Here is a 16,225-nt window from a genome sequence, read left to right as displayed (position 1 = left end):
CTGATCGGCGCGGACGGGGAGACCGACAACCGTACCGTCGTCGAAACCGTCCTCGAGCTGTGCGGCAAGGGCCGTGACGAGTTCGATTTCGTCACCGACCGCCCCGGCCACGACCTGCGGTACGCCATCGACGCGACCCGACTGCGCACCGAACTGGGCTGGGCGCCCCGCTACCGCGACTTCCGTGAGGGGCTGGCCGCGACCATCGCCTGGTACCGCGCCCACGAGCAGTGGTGGACGCCACAGAAACGGGCCACCGAGGCCGCCTACAGCCGCACCGAGCGCGTTCTTGAGATCTAATCAATTGGGGTGTATGGAGATTGGGCCGACGTACCTATCGGTTGATGGTTGGCAGCCCCATAGCTAGGTACCTCCATCCAGCATCCTCCCACCGCGCTTGCTCCAAACACTGCCGACCATCAAGCACTACGCGTGAACGCACGGTCGTCGCTAATTCGGAAGGATCGAGATCTTTGAACTCGCTCCATTCAGTTAGCACAAGGACGGCGTCCGCTCTCTCGCATGCCTCAAACGAATTTGTAGCGTAATTCAGTGTAGGAAAAATCCGACGAGCGTTATCCATTGCCTGCGGGTCGAATATGGAGACGGCAGCCCCCTCAAGCTGAAGTTGCCCGGCTACACTTAGAGCGGGGGAATCACGAACGTCGTCAGACCGAGGCTTGAAAGCGGCACCCAGAACTGCGAGTCGAGCACCGAGCACCGATCCTCCGCATGCATGGCGTGCAAGCTCCACCATCTTTGTTCTACGACGCATGTTGATGCTATCTACTTCGCGAAGGAAATGAAGGGCTTCACTGGCACCCAGCTCACCTGCACGAGCCATCAAGGCACGGATATCCTTGGGAAGGCACCCGCCACCAAAACCCAATCCACTGGTCAGGAAACTGCGCCCGATCCGAGGATCCAATCCGAGTATATTTGCCAAATCGCTTACGTTCGCACCTGCCGGCTCGCAAATTTCGGAAATTGCGTTGATGAATGAGATTTTCGTTGCCAGGAACGCGTTGGCCGCGGACTTGGAAAGCTCGGCCGTCGCGAGGTCGGTTATTATTATCGGAACTTCTTCGTCGACCAATTTCCGATAGACTTCACGCAATAAATCCTCGGCGCGCCCAGAGAGACCTGACGCAAGCCCGATCACTAGTCGATCGGGCGTCAAAGTGTCCTGTACAGCGAATCCTTCCCGTAAGAACTCCGGGTTCCAAGCGAGTTCGAGAGCACCGCCGACAGGCGCCAGTTTGCGCGCGCGCTCCGCAATCATTTCGGTCGTACCTACGGGAACCGTTGATTTTCCCACAAGTACAGCAGGTTCGGTAAGCAAGGGCGCCAAGCGGTCGACCACCGAAAGAAGCTGTGTGAGGTCTGCCGCGTACTCACCCTGCCTCTGCGGTGTACCTACGGCTATAAAGTGAAGATCTGCAAAACGTACAGCTTCCTCATACGAAGTAGAAAAGGACAGGCGGCCACTGTCGACATTGCGCTGCAGCATATCTTGCAGCCCCGGTTCGTAGAAGGGAACTTCTCCAACCTCCAACTTGGAGATCTTGCTCGGGTCGACGTCAACACCCATCACCTCGTGCCCAAGTTCGGCCATGCACGCTGCATGCGTTGCGCCGAGATACCCGGTTCCAAAGACTGTACAGCGCATGAGGACTTCGTACCTTTCGCGAGTGATCAGGACGTATACCCTCGCTGAATTCGAGTAAAATTCTCGCAATCAAGAGGAAATCTGTTCCGTCTCACCAAAGAGAGTGAACGCAGCATCGGCGCCTGGGATACGAACAAGCTCACTCAGGGGACGCAGACCCTGCCGCAACTTTGGCGCGCCCCTCCGGCACTCCCTCGACAGCTACGCCCTCCCTTCGGCCATATCACGCGATGATGTTCGTGCTTGCACAAACTCATCCCAGGTGGACATCTGTCGCCGTTTAATTTCGTTCGATCTGCGAAAGATTTCGCAACAGTGTCGAAGTTCTTACGAAATTTCAAGTTAGCGACTGCGCTTATAATCTCCTGAGAAAATCTGATTTTTGAAATGAACACGTCCTTTTCAGTTACATGGGAGCCCGAGTCGCGATCACTTGCAACCGGCGCTATCATTCTCCCATCAAGCTGCTCGGCTTCAGAATTGCACCCTCAAAATGATAAATGAGCGAATCCTAGCCTCAACAGGTTTGAAAGGTACACGATTCGGGAAGCTCAGCTCAGCTGGGCGCTCAAAGGAAGGGGTAGTCATCGTGGAAAAAGACTTGAAGGCACCCAAAGGATTCCGTACTGCGATCGTGCCCGCTGCTGGTATGGGAACCCGTTTCTTGCCTGCAACCAAGACAGTACCTAAGGAATTGCTGCCGGTCGTTGATACTCCGAGCATCGAACTCGTCGCAACGGAAGCTGCCCATTCGGGATCGCAACGACTTCTCATCGTGACGTCTCCTGGAAAAGACGGAGTCGTCGCGCATTTCGTCGACGACTTCGACCTCGAGGAACACCTCGAAGCGAAGGGTAAGCTCAAACTGCTCGAGAAAGTACGACGGGCGCCCAATCTGCTCACGGTTGAATCAGTTGTCCAGGAAAAGCCACTCGGCCTGGGTCATGCTGTCGGCTGTGCCGAAGCCGCGCTGGAGCCGGACGAAGACGCGATTGCGGTCCTCCTTCCGGACGACCTCGTACAACCGAGCGGCATCCTCGAAACGATGGCTCGCGTCCGCGCCAAGCGCGGCGGAAGCGTGCTGTGCGCCATCGACGTTCCCAAGAGCCAAGTGAGCTCGTACGGCGTCTTCGAGGTCGAGGAAGTACCCAACGTTGCGAATCCGGATGTTCTGCGGGTTCGCGGCATGGTTGAGAAGCCGGCGCTTGCCGACGCTCCGTCCACACTAGCCGCCGCCGGCCGGTACCTGTTGGACCGCGAGATCTTTGATGCCCTACGTCGGATCAAGCCGGGCGCAGGGGGGGAACTCCAACTGACCGACGCGATTGCGCTGCTGATCGAAGGAGGTCACCCGGTCCACGTCGTCGTACATCGAGGCACCCGCCATGACCTCGGTAACCCGGGCGGTTACCTCCGCGCAGCAGTCGATGCGGCACTCGACAGCGAGGAGTACGGCGATGGCCTCCGGAAGTGGCTTCACGAGCGGCTGGATCTGGATACCTCAGGCGCCAACTGAGCAAGATGCGGTCAAGTCCCAACGATGGGACTTAGGTCCCTACCTCGATGTGCCGCATGGCACCGGTTCTGGTTAAACTCTCAAGTGTGTTGCCTCCCCGCAACACGCCTCTTCCCCTCTCGGGAATTGGCGACAACTGAGACCCGCTGGCTCCTCCCCTTTGCCGGCGGGTCTCGCTACGTTTGGCGTTGGCGCAGCTACTTCTGCGATCCGCCCAGTACGTTCTCCGGAACGTAGACAGACTGATACGTCGGTGTCGAATCACGAGCTTGATTCACTGCCACGCCTCCGACAAACAACGCAACCGCTGCTATCAACGCCACGATCGCGGTGATCAGCCACAAATTAGGGCCGTTCCGTTCCTTGAACACAACCCGCTTCGAAGCTGGACGACCGGCCGACGATCGCAACCGGTCCGCACCGTCGACCCCGGACCCGACAGACGCACGGGCGTGGCGACTTAACGTACCGTCATCGACGCGCTGGAACTGGATCGTATCGGCCGCGTGGTCGACCAATGGACGCTCACTCATGGAACCCCAATCGAAGATGCACTGACACTGCATCTTCGCGGCGTCCGATTCTTCCGTTACGCCATTTTCTTGAATCACTCATATTTTTCATCCGAACGAGGGACAATATGCGTCTTCCTGGGATGCATCGTCCACGGCGGAGCCCGTTGACGCCCCATCGGTCCCGATGCCAAGATGATCAACCACACCCGAACAAGTGTGCGAACAACTCAAAACAGATGGCCCGCCGCGACTGGCATCGCGACGGGCCGGATGTCCGACTATCTAGGAGTCGAACATGCGTCAGCATACCTATGCGCAGGTGACGTCGTGAGCATCGAAGCGATCACCTGGGCGCTCGAACGCGCCGACATTCCGTCCCCTACTCCTCCCGGCATGCCGTCGGCGCCGGCGCTGACAGTGGTGCTACTCGGCCTGGCAAATCATGCGTCCCAGCATGGAGGGGATGCGTATCCATCCGTGCGGAAGCTCGCCGGGTACGCCCGCATCAGTGAACGTCAGGTGCAGCGTTGTTTGAAAGCGCTTGTTGCTCTCGGCCTCATTTCCAAAGGCGATCAAGCCCGAATTGCGGCGACAATCCCTCGCGAAGACCGCCGCCCCGTCCTGTACAACCTGTCGATGAAGCGGGGTGGCACCTCGTCACCCCGCAGCTCTGAACGAGGTGACAAGACGAAGCGCCACGGGGTGACAAGAACGACCGAGCGGGGTGACACCCCGGTCACCCGAACCGTCCTTGAACCAACAAATGAACCTGCTGCACTCCCCCACCCGACAAATCGCACCTGCGATGCAACACGCGAGCAGCAGCCATCTCCCATCGACCGATTGGCCACGGCGTGCCGCCGGGCCGGCCTGTCTGCACGGTTCGACACCCTGACGCCGGCGAAGTGCACCCTCGTCGAGCAATCGATCGACACTCACGGCGTAGAGGCTCTCGTCCGCGCCGCGCTCGAACGTCATCGACCGTGGGACCCGGCTCGCTCCGCAGCAGCATGGATCCCGATCTGGCAGTCGCTGCAACCACCCCGCCCGAAACTCCCGCCACGATGCGGTCGGTGCGACGAATATGGCTGGTTACCCGACGACGAACTCGGACGTGCAGTGCGATGCCCATGCCGCCAAGTGGCGCCGCACAGGATTACCCCTCCGCCCCGGGAGACGATGCCCTTGGCAGCGTGAGCGCGCTTGCCGCCGTCGGCGGTGCATCGGCGCCGTAGTTGCCCTCACAGCAATACATTCCGATCCTTGAACGGTCATGCGAGCGATACGACGACGTCGCGAATCAGACACCGCCGATTCTTTCTCTCGGTACCATGAGCCCGTATTTCGTGGAAACGAGCGGCGGCACGCCGCGGAGGATGTGAGGCAACTGGCACCCGAAGAAATCGAACATCGACCGATCGCAGTGTGCGTGGTTGGGACTGGCGCGATCGGGCAGACGGTGATCGACGCCCTGCACGCCGGCTCAGTGCCGGACGTAAGCCTCACGGCCGTGTTGAACTCACGAAGTAGCCCTGCGGAAGTCGCTGCTGCGTTCGACGCTGCCGATATCGTGGTCGAAGCTGCCACGGTCGATGCAGCCCGGACAGTGCTACCCGAAGTGGTGAAACGCGGTAAGGACATCATCGTCTGTTCGTGTGGAGTCTTCGCCGACCGCGGCTTCGAGGTGGAATCGTTCAGCTCCGGACCAGGCCGTGTACTTCTCCCGACGGGCGCGATCGGCGGCTTCGATGTTCTGGCCGCAGCGACACGAGCAGGAGCACGTGACGCCCGCCTGACCCACACGACGATCAAGCGACCCAGTGCTCTCGGCATCGAAGAAAGTCTGGATGTCGAACGGGAGGTCTTCCGAGGATCGGCCAGGGAAGCAGCGCTGGTTTTCCCTCGAACCTCGAATTCGTCGGTGGCTCTCGCGCTCGCGACGCTCGGGCTCGATCGGGTCGAGGTGGTGGTCGTTGCCGACCCAGATGCCACCAGTACACGCCACGTCGTCGAGTGGGAGTCACCGCTCGGCCGGTACGAGCTGACGTTCGAGAACGCGATCGACCCGGCGTCGAGTGGGCGCACGTCTGCGATCACTGCCTGGTCGGTGATCGAGGTTCTTGCTGCGCTACCGCTCGGGATCGGTCCCGGCGCGGTCGTGCTCGGGCCTCCCCATAGGTCGTAGCCGACGCCGGCCCCGACGCTTCGAGGACGATTGGTCGCTTCGCGTGTTTGGACCAGAATTTCGGGACGAAAGTCCCACGTGCCCGGGCGGAATCGTAACCACTTCTGTCACATTCATGTTTCCTGATAGCTGCCCGGGTAGCGGAGGGTGAACGAGTCCTGTACACAGTGTGAAACACCACATTTCACAGGTGAAGGTGTAACTCCCTACCGGGAGTGGCAATTCGGTTTCACCTGACCTACTCGCACCCTGGAGCAGCCTGTGACGACATCCCCGCTTTCCGACCGACCGGCACGGGTACTTTTCCTCGGCACTCCCTCCAGCGCTGTCGCACTCGACCGGTGGACTCAGCTGCAGGAGCGACTCGATCTTGCAGGCATCGAGACCACCACCGCTTTCGAAGGCGAGGTGGACTACGCGATCCTCACCGAGGACATCCTCGACGGCTACTGCACCGCCGCCGAAGCACTCACTCTTCAGAAGCTCCGCGCTCGAGGGATCACGTGTGCAAGCACATGCGCCGGTCCCGAGCAGATCCTCGCCGCGCTGGCGGAAACCTCGGCCGACGTTGCTTCTGTCGTGCCGATCTCGACAGCCCGGGGAAGCACTTACCGGCACGCTGCATCCAGCGCAGTCTGAAACTCCAGAACGAGTCGTGCGCGCCAGTGGAGATTCACTGGCGCGCACGACTCGTTGATTACGGCTCGTTCTACGGCGACGGCATCCCGCCGTTGACGTGGATCGTCGCGCCCACTACATAACTGGACTCAGGCGACGCCAAGAACACGTAGGCCGGCGCCAACTCGGTCGGCTGCCCCGCACGTCCGAGCGGGGTGTTCTGCCCGAACTCGGGCAACTCTTCCTTCGGCTGACCGTCCGACGGTTGGAGGGGCGTCCAGATCGGTCCGGGCGCAACCGCATTCACGCGGATGCCCTTCTCCGCCAGCTGGGTCGCCATGTTCTTCGTGAAGTTGTTGATCGCAGCCTTCGTCGACGAGTAGTCGATCAACGCCGGCGACGGCTGGTACGCCACAACCGACGTGGTGTTGATGATCGTCGAACCCGGCTGCAGGTGCTTCAACGCTGCGCGCGTGGTGCGGAACATCGCGAGGATGTTCACCTGGAAGGTCTGCTCGAGCTGATCGTCGGGAAGATCATCCAACCCTTCGACGGCAATCTGCTTGCCGGCGTTGTTGACGAGGATGTCCAATCCGCCGAGCTGTTCGACCGCCTGATTCACGACGTCGGAGCAGAACGAGGCATCCGTCAGATCACCGGGAAGCGTGATCGCCTTACGGCCGCTCTCGCTGATGATGCGAGCGACGTTCTTTGCGTCGGGTTCCTCATCCGGCAGGTACGAGATCGCGACGTCGGCACCCTCCCGCGCGAAGGCGATGGCAGTAGCAGCGCCGATGCCCGAGTCCCCACCGGTGATCAGTGCCTTGCGTCCTTCGAGCCTGCCCGTGCCTCGGTACGAGAACTCGCCGATGTCGGCCTTGGGCACCATGTCGGCGTCGAGTCCCGGCTCGGGCTGATCCTGCTTCGGAGGTGAGATGGACGGGTAGCGAGTGGTCGGATCCTGAAACGTCAGTTGATCGGTCTTAGTGGTGTGTACGTCTTCCTCAGGCATGAAATACCGTCCTGTACATCGGTGGAGTCATTGAACTGCGCAGATGTCGTTGACAGTCGGCTTCCCGCCGGACCCGCCTCGCAAACGCCCCCGGATGCCCGAAGACCGTCGAGGCAGCTATCACCGGCTCAACCTGCGTCCTCCCATCGCGTATCACCGTCTTCGGGAAACGGTGGCGGGACCTCGCGCTGGTCACGAGCCCGAATGATTCGCCCGAAGATCACGGCCACGGCGATCGACACGACAGCCCAACCGAGGAGTACGAACACAATCCACTGCACAAGTTGGACAACGGTCCAACTTCGTGTTTCGTAGCCTGACGGGCCGGATATCACCCGATGAATTCACCCTGCCGCTCGAGACATAAGACCTACTTGGACCAGAAGAAGTGTGCCCACAGACAACAGAAGCCCCGCCGGAAGGCCATGCGAGTAACCTTCCGGCGGGGTTCGATGTCACCGTGCAGGGGACGGCGACAGCCTGAGACACTACCGCGAAGTTGATCTTGGGGCGAGGACTGTTTCGCCCGAAGATCAGTACGCGCCTTCGCTGGCGACGACCGCCTTCACGGTCTTCATGATGATCAGCACGTCGGAGACCATGGACCAGTTCTCCACATACGACAGGTCCAGACGCACCGACTCGTCCCACGACAGATCCGAGCGGCCGCTGACCTGCCACAGGCCCGTCACACCGGGACGCACCAGCAGACGACGCTTGACCCGGCCGTCATAGCTCTCCACCTCGCGACGCAGCGGCGGACGCGGACCCACCACGCTCATCTCGCCGCGCACGACGTTGATGAACTGCGGCAACTCGTCGAGGCTGAAGCGACGCAGAACTCGACCCACACGGGTGACGCGCGGGTCCTCCTTCATCTTGAAGAGCAGGCCGGCGCCCTCGTTCTGATCGAGCAATTGGTCGACCAGCTTGTCGGCGTTCTGCACCATCGATCGGAACTTGATCATTCCGAACGGAGTTCCGTCGAGGCCGATGCGCTCGGACCTGTAGAAGATCGGGCCGCCGTCCTCGAGCTTGATCAGCAGCGCTACGACAGCAAAGACCGGAGCGAGACACAGCAGCGCGGCGAGCGAGAACGCGAGGTCGAACAGACGCTTCCCGCTGCGCTTGGCACCGTGATAGCTCGGCTTCTCCACATGGATCAGCGGCAAGCCGGCAACCGGGCGCATCTCGATGCGCGGTCCGGCGACGTCGACAACGCCGGTCGCGACCACCAGATCGGCGCGCTCGGGTTCGAGCTGCCACAGCAGGTCGCGGATGCCCTCGTGACCGAGGGTCTCGGTGGCGGTCACCGCGACGGTGTCGGCACCCGAGGCACGCAACGCTTCGACGACGGTGTTCTCGTCGCCGTGGATCGGGATCTGCCGACCGTCCACATCGATGCTCTCGCCCGGCACACCGGAATAGCGCGGCACGCACACACCCACGACGCGATAGCCCTCACCGCTACGACGCTGGAACGTGCTGGCCATGTGACGAACTGCGCGAGCACCGCCCACTACCAGCACTGACGTCGTGAACTCGCCCTTCCGGCGCCGACGTGCGACGGCCCTCCGCCAGACCCACCGAAAGAACAGCAGGCCCGCCAGACCGACGGGTAGAGCGATGGCTAGATAACCGCGGGCGAGCTCCATCCGGAAGATGAGCGCCACGATGGCTACGAGGCCGAAAAGATTGAGCGTCGCCGAAACGACGCGCTGATATTCCTCGAAGCCGGCGCCGATCACCCGCCTGGAGCGTGTACGGAACAGTGAAAGAAATGCGATCCACGCGGCGCCGAATGCGACGGAGACGAGCGTGTAACTCAGCGTTCCGACGCCGTCCATGGTGACGAGCGAGTCCTGACCGAACCGCACCACATGCGCGAGCGCAATGGCGAGCACGACGACCAGAGCGTCGGTGACGAACAGAGTGTTGACGTAGGACTTCTGCCAGCCCCACCTGGTGGACATCCGATTACCGGCCGGAGCGCCAGTACCGGCATCGACACATGAAACGCTGTGCACAGCATCATAGTTCGCTGGACGAACTGTGGTCATGACGGAAGAACCCTCATAGTGTGTCTCCTCCCCGAGACGCTTCGACGCTCGAGCACCTCCCTGCACTCGGACGTCGACAACCCCGTATATCGAAGCCGCGTCCTCCGTAGCGACTCCGATACGTTATGCGATTGAGATCGTCTCACAGAAGTGTCGCTCGCGCGCGTCAACAAAAGAGAAGTTATCGGGAAACTCGTCCGTCGGTAGCGTGCCCGGGGTCGAGATCGAGGCGCCTGAGCGTCTGCGCGTTGAGCGCGACGACGATCGTCGACGCCGACATGAGCACCGCGGCCACGGCCGGCGAGATCGCGATACCGGCGAAGGCCAGCACACCGGCCGCCAACGGAACGGCGACGACGTTGTATCCGGTTGCCCACAGCAGGTTCTGCCACATCTTGCGGTAACTCGCGTGCGAGAGCTTGATGATCGACAGCACTGCTCGCGGATCGTTCGCGGCGAGGACGACACCGGCCGACTCGATCGCGACGTCCGTGCCCGCTCCGATCGCGATACCGACGTCGGCTCGCGCGAGGGCAGGCGCGTCGTTGACCCCGTCGCCGACCATTGCGACGGTGTGCCCGCGCTTCTGCAATTCGGCGACCTTCGCGTCCTTGTGTTCCGGGAGCACTTCCGCGAACACTTCGTCGATGCCGAGATCGGCGGCCACGGCGTCGGCCACCTGCTGGGCATCACCGGTGATCATCGCGACCTTCACGCCCCGCGCGTGCAGGGCGTCGACGGCCTGCCGCGATTCGTCGCGCACGGTGTCCTCGAGCGCCACGGCTCCGAGCACCCGACCGTCGGAGGCAACGTGCAGCACCGATGCACCGCGTCGCACCCACCCGTCGGTGACTGCGGCGACGTCGTCGGGCACCGACAACTGCAGGGACGACAGCATGGACGGTCCGCCGATCGTCACCTCCACACCGTCGACCAGTCCGCGCACACCGCGGCCGGGCAACGAGCGGAAGTCCGTCACCGCCATCCGCTCTGCCGACGGCACGCTGGCATCGGCGGCGGCGACGATGGCTCGCGCGACCGGGTGCTCACTGTCGGCTTCGACCGCAGCTGCCAGGGCGAGCAGATGTTCCTCGTCGGTTCCCGCCGTCGCGACGACACCGGTGACCTGATGCTTGCCCTGCGTGAGGGTGCCGGTCTTGTCGAACAGCACTGCGTCGACGGTGCGCATGCGTTCGAGTGCCAACCGATCCTTGACGAGCACACCCGCGCGCGCTGCGCGCTCGGTCGAGATCGCGATCACCAGCGGGATCGCAAGACCCAGCGCATGGGGACAGGCGATGACCAAGACGGTCACGGTACGCACCACGGCTTCGTCGAGATTGCCGAGCAACGTCCACACGACAAAGGTGAGAGCACCCGAGATTGCGGCGAAATAGAAGAGGAAGGCCGCGGCGCGATCCGCCAGCGCTTGCGCGCGGGACGAGGACGCCTGGGCATCGGCGACCATGCGCTGGATGCCGGCCAACGCGGTGTCCTCTCCCACCGCCGTGATCCGCACCCGGAGCGCGCTGTCGGTGGCGACGGTGCCCGCGACCACCGTGTCGCCGACGTCGCGGGTGACGGTCTTGGATTCACCGGTGACCATCGACTCGTCGACCTCGGCGGTCCCGTCGATGACGGTGCCGTCGGCGGGCACGCGCGCTCCGGCACGCACGAGCACCACATCGTCGAGGGACACTTCGTGCAACGGCACCTCGACGACACCATCGTCGGTGACCTTCTCTGCGGTGTCCGGCAACATCGCGGCCAGTGCTTCGAGTGCACCGGACGCCGAACCCAGCGCCCGCATCTCGAGCCAGTGACCGAGCAGCATGATGACGATCAGCAGCGCCAATTCCCACCAGAAGTCCAGGTCGAAACCGCCGACCTCGAGAGTCGTGGCCCACGACGCGACGAAGGCCACCGTGATGGCCATCGCGATCAGCAGCATCATCCCCGGTCGGCGGGAACGCAGTTCGGCCCAGCCTCCGGTCAGGAACGGCACGCCGCCATAGAAGAAGATGACGGTGCCCAGCACCGGTGGGATCCACTCGGTACCCGGAACATCCGGGAGGTGGTAGCCGAAGAGCTCGGCGACCATGTGGCTGAAGACCACGACCGGCACCGACAGGATCAGACTGACCCAGAACCGTCGCCGGAACGTCTCGCCGTGGGCGCCGTGTCCCGCGTGACGATCGTGACCGGCGTGCTCGTGCTCGTGCTTGTGTTCGTGCACCTGCTGGGACATCGACAGCTCCTGACTCGGCCGACGGGACGAACCCGCGACGCGGATCGGCTACAGAGTGGTCAACAACTGACGCATCGTGTCGATTTCCTTCTGCTGCGTGTCGGCGATGGTGCGGGCCAGCTCGACGGTCTCGGGATACTGCCCGTCCTCGATCTCGTCCTGCGCCATCTCGATCGCTCCCTCATGGTGGACGATCATCTGCTCCAGGAACAGGCGGGCAGCGTCGACGCCCTGCGCGTCGGACAGTGCCTGCATGTCCTGCTCGCTCATCATCCCGTCCATGTGCGGCATGTCGTCCATACCCGGCATGTCCGAGACAGATGGCATGCCGGACATGTGGCCGTTCATTCCAGGAGCGTCGTCACCGCGCATGGGCATGCCCCATTCCTGGAGCCATGCCTCGAACTGCTCGATCTCGGGTCGTTGCTCTGCCTTGATCTGCTCGGCCAGCGCCCTCACCGGCTCCGGGATGCCGTCCTTTGCCAGCAGCATGTCGCTCATCTCGATGGCCTGCGCATGGTGCGGGATCATCATGCGCGAGAACATCACATCGTCCTGGTCGAACCGCGCGGAGTTCGCCTCGGCGGATGTCGGGACCGAAGTGGCGGTCGCCGTGGTTGCTTCGTCGCCACCGGAATCACTGCACGCCGACGCTGCGAACGTCACCGCCAGCGCGATCGCACCGGCAGCCAGAGTCTTCTTGTTCATGATGTCCACCCTCGCAGGTGTACTCCCGGGATCCGATGGAGATCGCATGGAGATTTGCTCAAGATCTGCGGGCGCATCGTCAGCACCTCTGCGGGTGACGATGATGGATCCCATGCCTTCTTCTGCCCGTGTGACGGGACCTTCCGGCGGATCCGCACCCGTCCCGAGCTCGACCGCCCGGATGCGAGCCATGGTCGTCGAGGACGAGGGGTCGTTGGCGACGCTCGTGGGTTCGTATCTCGAACGCGACGGCTTCGACGTGACGATCACCGGCGACGGATCCGAGGCCGTGACCCTCGCGCGGCAGGTCGACCCCGACATCCTGGTGCTTGACCTCGGCCTACCCGGACTCGACGGTGTCGAGGTGTGCCGGCAGCTGCGAACCTTCTCCGACGCGTACGTCGTGATGCTCACCGCGCGCACCGAGGAAGTCGACACCCTGATCGGTCTGTCCGTCGGGGCAGACGACTACCTGACGAAGCCGTTCAGCCCGCGCGAACTCATGGCCCGCATCCAAGCGATGCTGCGTCGTCCCCGGACCACCGCGCGGGTCGTAGCGTCCGCGAGGCGGGAGGCGCGGACGTTCGGGGAGCTGTCCCTCGACGTCGACGGACGGGAGGTCGCCGTGCGCGGCACGCCGGTCGCACTCACCCGCACCGAGTTCGACGTCCTCGCTGCCCTGGCGCAGGACCCGGGAGTCGTGTTCACCCGTGCTCAGCTCATCGCGGCCGTCTGGGGGCAGAATTGGGTCGGTGACGACCACCTCGTGGATGTGCACATCGGGCATCTGCGTCGCAAACTCGGCGACGACGCGAACCAGGGACGTTTCGTGCGCACCGTGCGGGGCGTCGGCTACCGGATGGGAACAGGGCGATGACGTCCGGCTCCCCCAGCGCGACGAGTTTCGGCACCCGCCTGTTCCTCGCGCTCGTCGCCGTCGTCGTCGGATGTGCCGTCAGCGCATGGCTGGTCGCGTCCGCTCTCGCTCCCGGGATCTTCCACGACCATCTCGGACAAGCGGGCATCGATCACGATTCGAGCCAGGCCGCTCACGTCGAAGAAGCCTTCACCTGGGCCATCGTCCTCGCGTGGGGTCTGGCGGTCGCGATCGCAGTGCTGTTGGCCTCGGCGGTCAGTTGGTACATCGCGCGACGGATCCAGCGTTCGCTCGACACGGTGACCACCTCCACTGCGCAGATCGCCGGAGGTCGCTACGACACCCGCGTCCCCAGCCCCGACCTCGGCCACGAATTCGACGAACTGGCAACCAGTTTCAACGAGCTGGCACGACGCCTCGAAGCCACCGAAATCACAAGGCGCAGAATGCTCGCCGACCTCGGGCACGAAATGCGAACACCCATCGCCACACTCGACTCCTATCTGGAAGCACTCGAGGACGGCGTCCGCACTCTCGACGACGACACCCGGCAGATTCTGCGAGCCGCCACCCACCGGCTGAACCGCCTGGCACAGGACATCACCGCGGTCTCCCGGGCGGAAGAGCACCTCACCCGCATCCATCGGGTGCCCACTACCACCGGCACCCTCGTCGCCACGGCGGTCGACGCGGTGCGCGAGCAGTACGACGGCAAAGGCGTGACGTTGCAGGCCGAGGTCGTCGAATCTGCGCCGGTGACGGTCGATCCCGACCGGCTCGGACAGGTGCTGGCGAACCTGCTGGACAACGCCCTACGGCACACACCGGCAGGAGGAAACGTCACCGTCGCCACTCGCATCCTGGGCCGCGGCCGAACGGAGATCACCGTGACCGACACGGGCGCCGGCATCGCGCCCGATCACCTCGACCACCTCTTCGACCGGTTCTACCGCGCGGACACCGCCCGCGACCGGAATCACGGCGGCAGCGGCATCGGCCTGACGATCGCGCGGGCACTCGTCGAAGCCCACGATGGTCGCATCCACGCGCACAGTGACGGACCGGGCTGCGGAGCCCGGTTCACTCTGGAACTGCCGACGGCGAGTCAGGCGTAATTGGACAGGACGAACTCGGTCAGCCCCTTCCGGACCGCTTCGACCGCATGCTTCTGCCCGCGTTTCAGCACGAAACCGGGAACCGGAACCTTCGGTTCGAGCGACATGGTGACGTGAACTCGGGTGCCGCGCGAGATCTGCTCCAGCGCGTATTCGCCGTCCTGACTGCGCTGCATCGCGCTCTCGACGAGCGTCCACGACGTCGACCGCTCGGTCCAGTCGTGCTCGATGGTCTGGGTGTCGGAGAAGCCGAACAACGACAGCGTCATGCGAACCCGCTGTGGGCGACCGTCGGCATCCCGGGTGAGTACCTCCACGCTCTTGTGGGCCGACGACCACTCGGGGATGCGCTCGACATCCTCGAGGGCGCGCATCACCTGCTCGGGTGTGGCGTCGATGTCGAAACGGTCGGAGACGCTGGCCGCCATGTCGGATCCTCCTCGTCGGGAAACGCGGTACAGGGACCAGATGCCCCCGGATACCGCACGGCGAAACCCCGCCGGCGGTGCCGGCGGGGTTCGGTCCGTGCTGTCGATCAGCTGTCGACGCGCACCTCATCGCCGGTGATGAGGAAGGTCATCAGGTCGGTGCCGACGGTCAGCGGGCCGTCGTAGTTCTCGCGGGTGCGTTCGACGAGCATCTCATCGGAGATGCCGGGGACGCGGCCGGGGATGCCGTTGACGATGTGGCTGTAGACCGCCATCTTCGGCTGGGTCTGCTCGAAGATGTCACCTGCCTGCTGCGGGTTCGTGTGATGCGCGTACACGCTGGGGAGCGCCGACGGATCCTCGAAGTCGGCGACCTCGTGCACCAGCACGTCGACGCCTTCACCGAACTTCAGGACGTTCTCGGTGGGAACGGTGTCGCCGCTGATGAGCACCGACTTGCCCGCATAGTCGACGCGATAGCCGACCGCCGGCTGGATCGCACCGACCGGATCGTGCTCCACGGTGAACATCGTGACGGTGACGCCGTCCTGGTCGAAGACGACGCCGTCTTCTGCGAACTCGTGCGATTCGATCGGCGTGGTCGCGGGATCGACTTCCTTGTCCGCGACGCGCACGTCGATGTCGTTGCGGTAGGTGCTCTGCATTCCGTCGCCGATGTTCCGGACGCCGACGGGTCCGTAGAGCTGGAAGGCGCCCTCGCGCCCACCGAGTGCCGGGACGTAGCTACTCATCCAGAGGTCGGACAGACCGTTGATGTGGTCGGAATGGAAGTGGGTGAGGAAGACGGCGTCGACCTGACCGACCGGAACGCCGGCCTGCGTCAGGCGGACTGTGGCTCCGCGTCCCGCATCGAAGACGAGGTTCAAGCCGTTGGCCTGGACCAGCGTGGACATGCCGTAGCGCTCAGTGCTCGGCACCGGGCTGCCCGTGCCGAGCAGCGTCACACGCATCTCCCCCTCGGCGGGAGCTTCGGAGGCCGGGTGAGCGGAGTCCGTGGGCGAACCATCCGACGCCGTCGTTTCCTGGGCTGCGGGTGTCTCCTGAGCTGCAGATTCACCGGAGCTGCAGCCCGTGAGTGCGAGCGCGAGAACACCCGACACCACTACTGCCGCCGTGCGGATCCGGCCGAATTCGAATGAGCGTCGTGACACCGAAGGTTCCTTCCAAGGGAACGAGAGATTTTGTACGCACTGCGTACGTAGTGAACGCTGTGCGTACATACTGTGCGGGTCATCACAGCGGAAAGTCAAATC

14 protein-coding genes and 1 pseudogene are annotated in these 16,225 nt (G+C 63.3%); 7 read left to right on the top strand and 8 right to left on the bottom strand.

Features of this window, described 5'->3' with window-relative positions:
• A pseudogene (locus K3M35_RS14900) lies at positions 1–300 on the top strand (GDP-mannose 4,6-dehydratase); the annotation flags it as partial.
• A 34-nt stretch (positions 301–334) separates the two neighbouring features.
• On the opposite strand, the gene K3M35_RS14895 reads toward K3M35_RS14900, so the two are convergent.
• Positions 335–1,669, bottom strand: a complete 1,335-nt coding sequence (locus K3M35_RS14895) for a UDP-glucose/GDP-mannose dehydrogenase family protein (protein ID WP_220666615.1) — start codon at positions 1,667–1,669, stop codon at positions 335–337.
• 589 nt (positions 1,670–2,258) lie between these two features.
• On the opposite strand from K3M35_RS14895, the gene K3M35_RS14890 reads away from it, so the two are divergent.
• Positions 2,259–3,185: a UTP--glucose-1-phosphate uridylyltransferase gene (locus tag K3M35_RS14890; RefSeq protein WP_308257077.1), complete on the top strand. Its 927-nt coding sequence runs from the start codon at positions 2,259–2,261 to the stop codon at positions 3,183–3,185.
• Positions 3,186–3,382: 197 nt separating this feature from the next.
• Here K3M35_RS14890 and K3M35_RS14885 read toward each other — a convergent pair whose 3' ends face one another.
• A complete protein-coding gene (locus tag K3M35_RS14885) occupies positions 3,383–3,796 on the bottom strand; it encodes a hypothetical protein (RefSeq protein ID WP_220666613.1) in 414 nt (137 codons plus the stop codon).
• A gap of 231 nt (positions 3,797–4,027) precedes the next feature.
• On the opposite strand from K3M35_RS14885, the gene K3M35_RS14880 reads away from it, so the two are divergent.
• The 3 genes from K3M35_RS14880 (at position 4,028) to K3M35_RS14870 (ending at position 6,524) form a co-directional block, all read left to right on the top strand.
• Positions 4,028–4,897, top strand: a complete 870-nt coding sequence (locus K3M35_RS14880) for a helix-turn-helix domain-containing protein (protein ID WP_220666612.1) — start codon at positions 4,028–4,030, stop codon at positions 4,895–4,897.
• 76 nt (positions 4,898–4,973) lie between these two features.
• The gene (locus K3M35_RS14875; RefSeq protein WP_259444035.1) at positions 4,974–5,885 is read left to right on the top strand and encodes an aspartate dehydrogenase domain-containing protein; all 912 of its coding nucleotides are present in this window, start codon (positions 4,974–4,976) and stop codon (positions 5,883–5,885) included.
• Between the two features lie 261 nt (positions 5,886–6,146).
• Positions 6,147–6,524 carry a hypothetical protein gene (locus K3M35_RS14870; protein WP_259444034.1) on the top strand — a complete coding sequence of 126 codons (378 nt, stop codon included), beginning with the start codon at positions 6,147–6,149 and terminating at the stop codon, positions 6,522–6,524.
• A gap of 70 nt (positions 6,525–6,594) precedes the next feature.
• Here the strand turns inward: K3M35_RS14870 and K3M35_RS14865 are convergent, their stop codons facing one another.
• The 4 genes from K3M35_RS14865 to K3M35_RS14850 all read right to left on the bottom strand — a co-directional run bounded on the left by K3M35_RS14865 (position 6,595) and on the right by K3M35_RS14850 (position 12,531).
• A complete protein-coding gene (locus K3M35_RS14865) occupies positions 6,595–7,515 on the bottom strand; it encodes an SDR family oxidoreductase (RefSeq protein WP_220666611.1) in 921 nt (306 codons plus the stop codon).
• Between the two features lie 533 nt (positions 7,516–8,048).
• Positions 8,049–9,488 carry a sugar transferase gene (locus K3M35_RS14860; RefSeq protein WP_088897956.1) on the bottom strand — a complete coding sequence of 480 codons (1,440 nt, stop codon included), beginning with the start codon at positions 9,486–9,488 and terminating at the stop codon, positions 8,049–8,051.
• A gap of 268 nt (positions 9,489–9,756) precedes the next feature.
• The gene (locus K3M35_RS14855) at positions 9,757–11,823 is read right to left on the bottom strand and encodes a heavy metal translocating P-type ATPase (protein WP_220666610.1); all 2,067 of its coding nucleotides are present in this window, start codon (positions 11,821–11,823) and stop codon (positions 9,757–9,759) included.
• Positions 11,824–11,871: 48 nt separating this feature from the next.
• On the bottom strand, positions 11,872–12,531 hold the full coding sequence (locus K3M35_RS14850; protein WP_220666609.1) for a DUF305 domain-containing protein: 660 nt from the start codon (positions 12,529–12,531) through the stop codon (positions 11,872–11,874).
• A gap of 190 nt (positions 12,532–12,721) precedes the next feature.
• Between K3M35_RS14850 and K3M35_RS14845 the strand changes: the two genes are divergently transcribed.
• Positions 12,722–13,408, top strand: a complete 687-nt coding sequence (locus K3M35_RS14845; RefSeq protein ID WP_220666625.1) for a response regulator transcription factor — start codon at positions 12,722–12,724, stop codon at positions 13,406–13,408.
• Positions 13,405–14,523, top strand: coding sequence for a cell wall metabolism sensor histidine kinase WalK (locus K3M35_RS14840; RefSeq protein WP_220666608.1), 1,119 nt, complete (start codon positions 13,405–13,407; stop codon positions 14,521–14,523). Before K3M35_RS14845 ends, K3M35_RS14840 begins: the two co-directional genes overlap by 4 nt.
• Here K3M35_RS14840 and K3M35_RS14835 read toward each other — a convergent pair.
• Positions 14,514–14,951: an SRPBCC family protein gene (locus tag K3M35_RS14835; RefSeq protein WP_094980057.1), complete on the bottom strand. Its 438-nt coding sequence runs from the start codon at positions 14,949–14,951 to the stop codon at positions 14,514–14,516. The two genes, K3M35_RS14840 and K3M35_RS14835, sit on opposite strands and share 10 nt — an antisense overlap.
• Before the next feature lie 107 nt (positions 14,952–15,058).
• Positions 15,059–16,123: an MBL fold metallo-hydrolase gene (locus K3M35_RS14830; protein ID WP_258913070.1), complete on the bottom strand. Its 1,065-nt coding sequence runs from the start codon at positions 16,121–16,123 to the stop codon at positions 15,059–15,061.
• Positions 16,124–16,225 lie beyond the last annotated feature (102 nt).

It is taken from the genome of Rhodococcus sp. DMU2021 (genome assembly GCF_019641445.1).
Lineage (GTDB): Bacteria > Actinomycetota > Actinomycetes > Mycobacteriales > Mycobacteriaceae > Rhodococcus > Rhodococcus pyridinivorans.
Note: the sequence above shows the minus strand (reverse complement) of the source record. Positions and strands in the feature narration are given on the sequence as shown.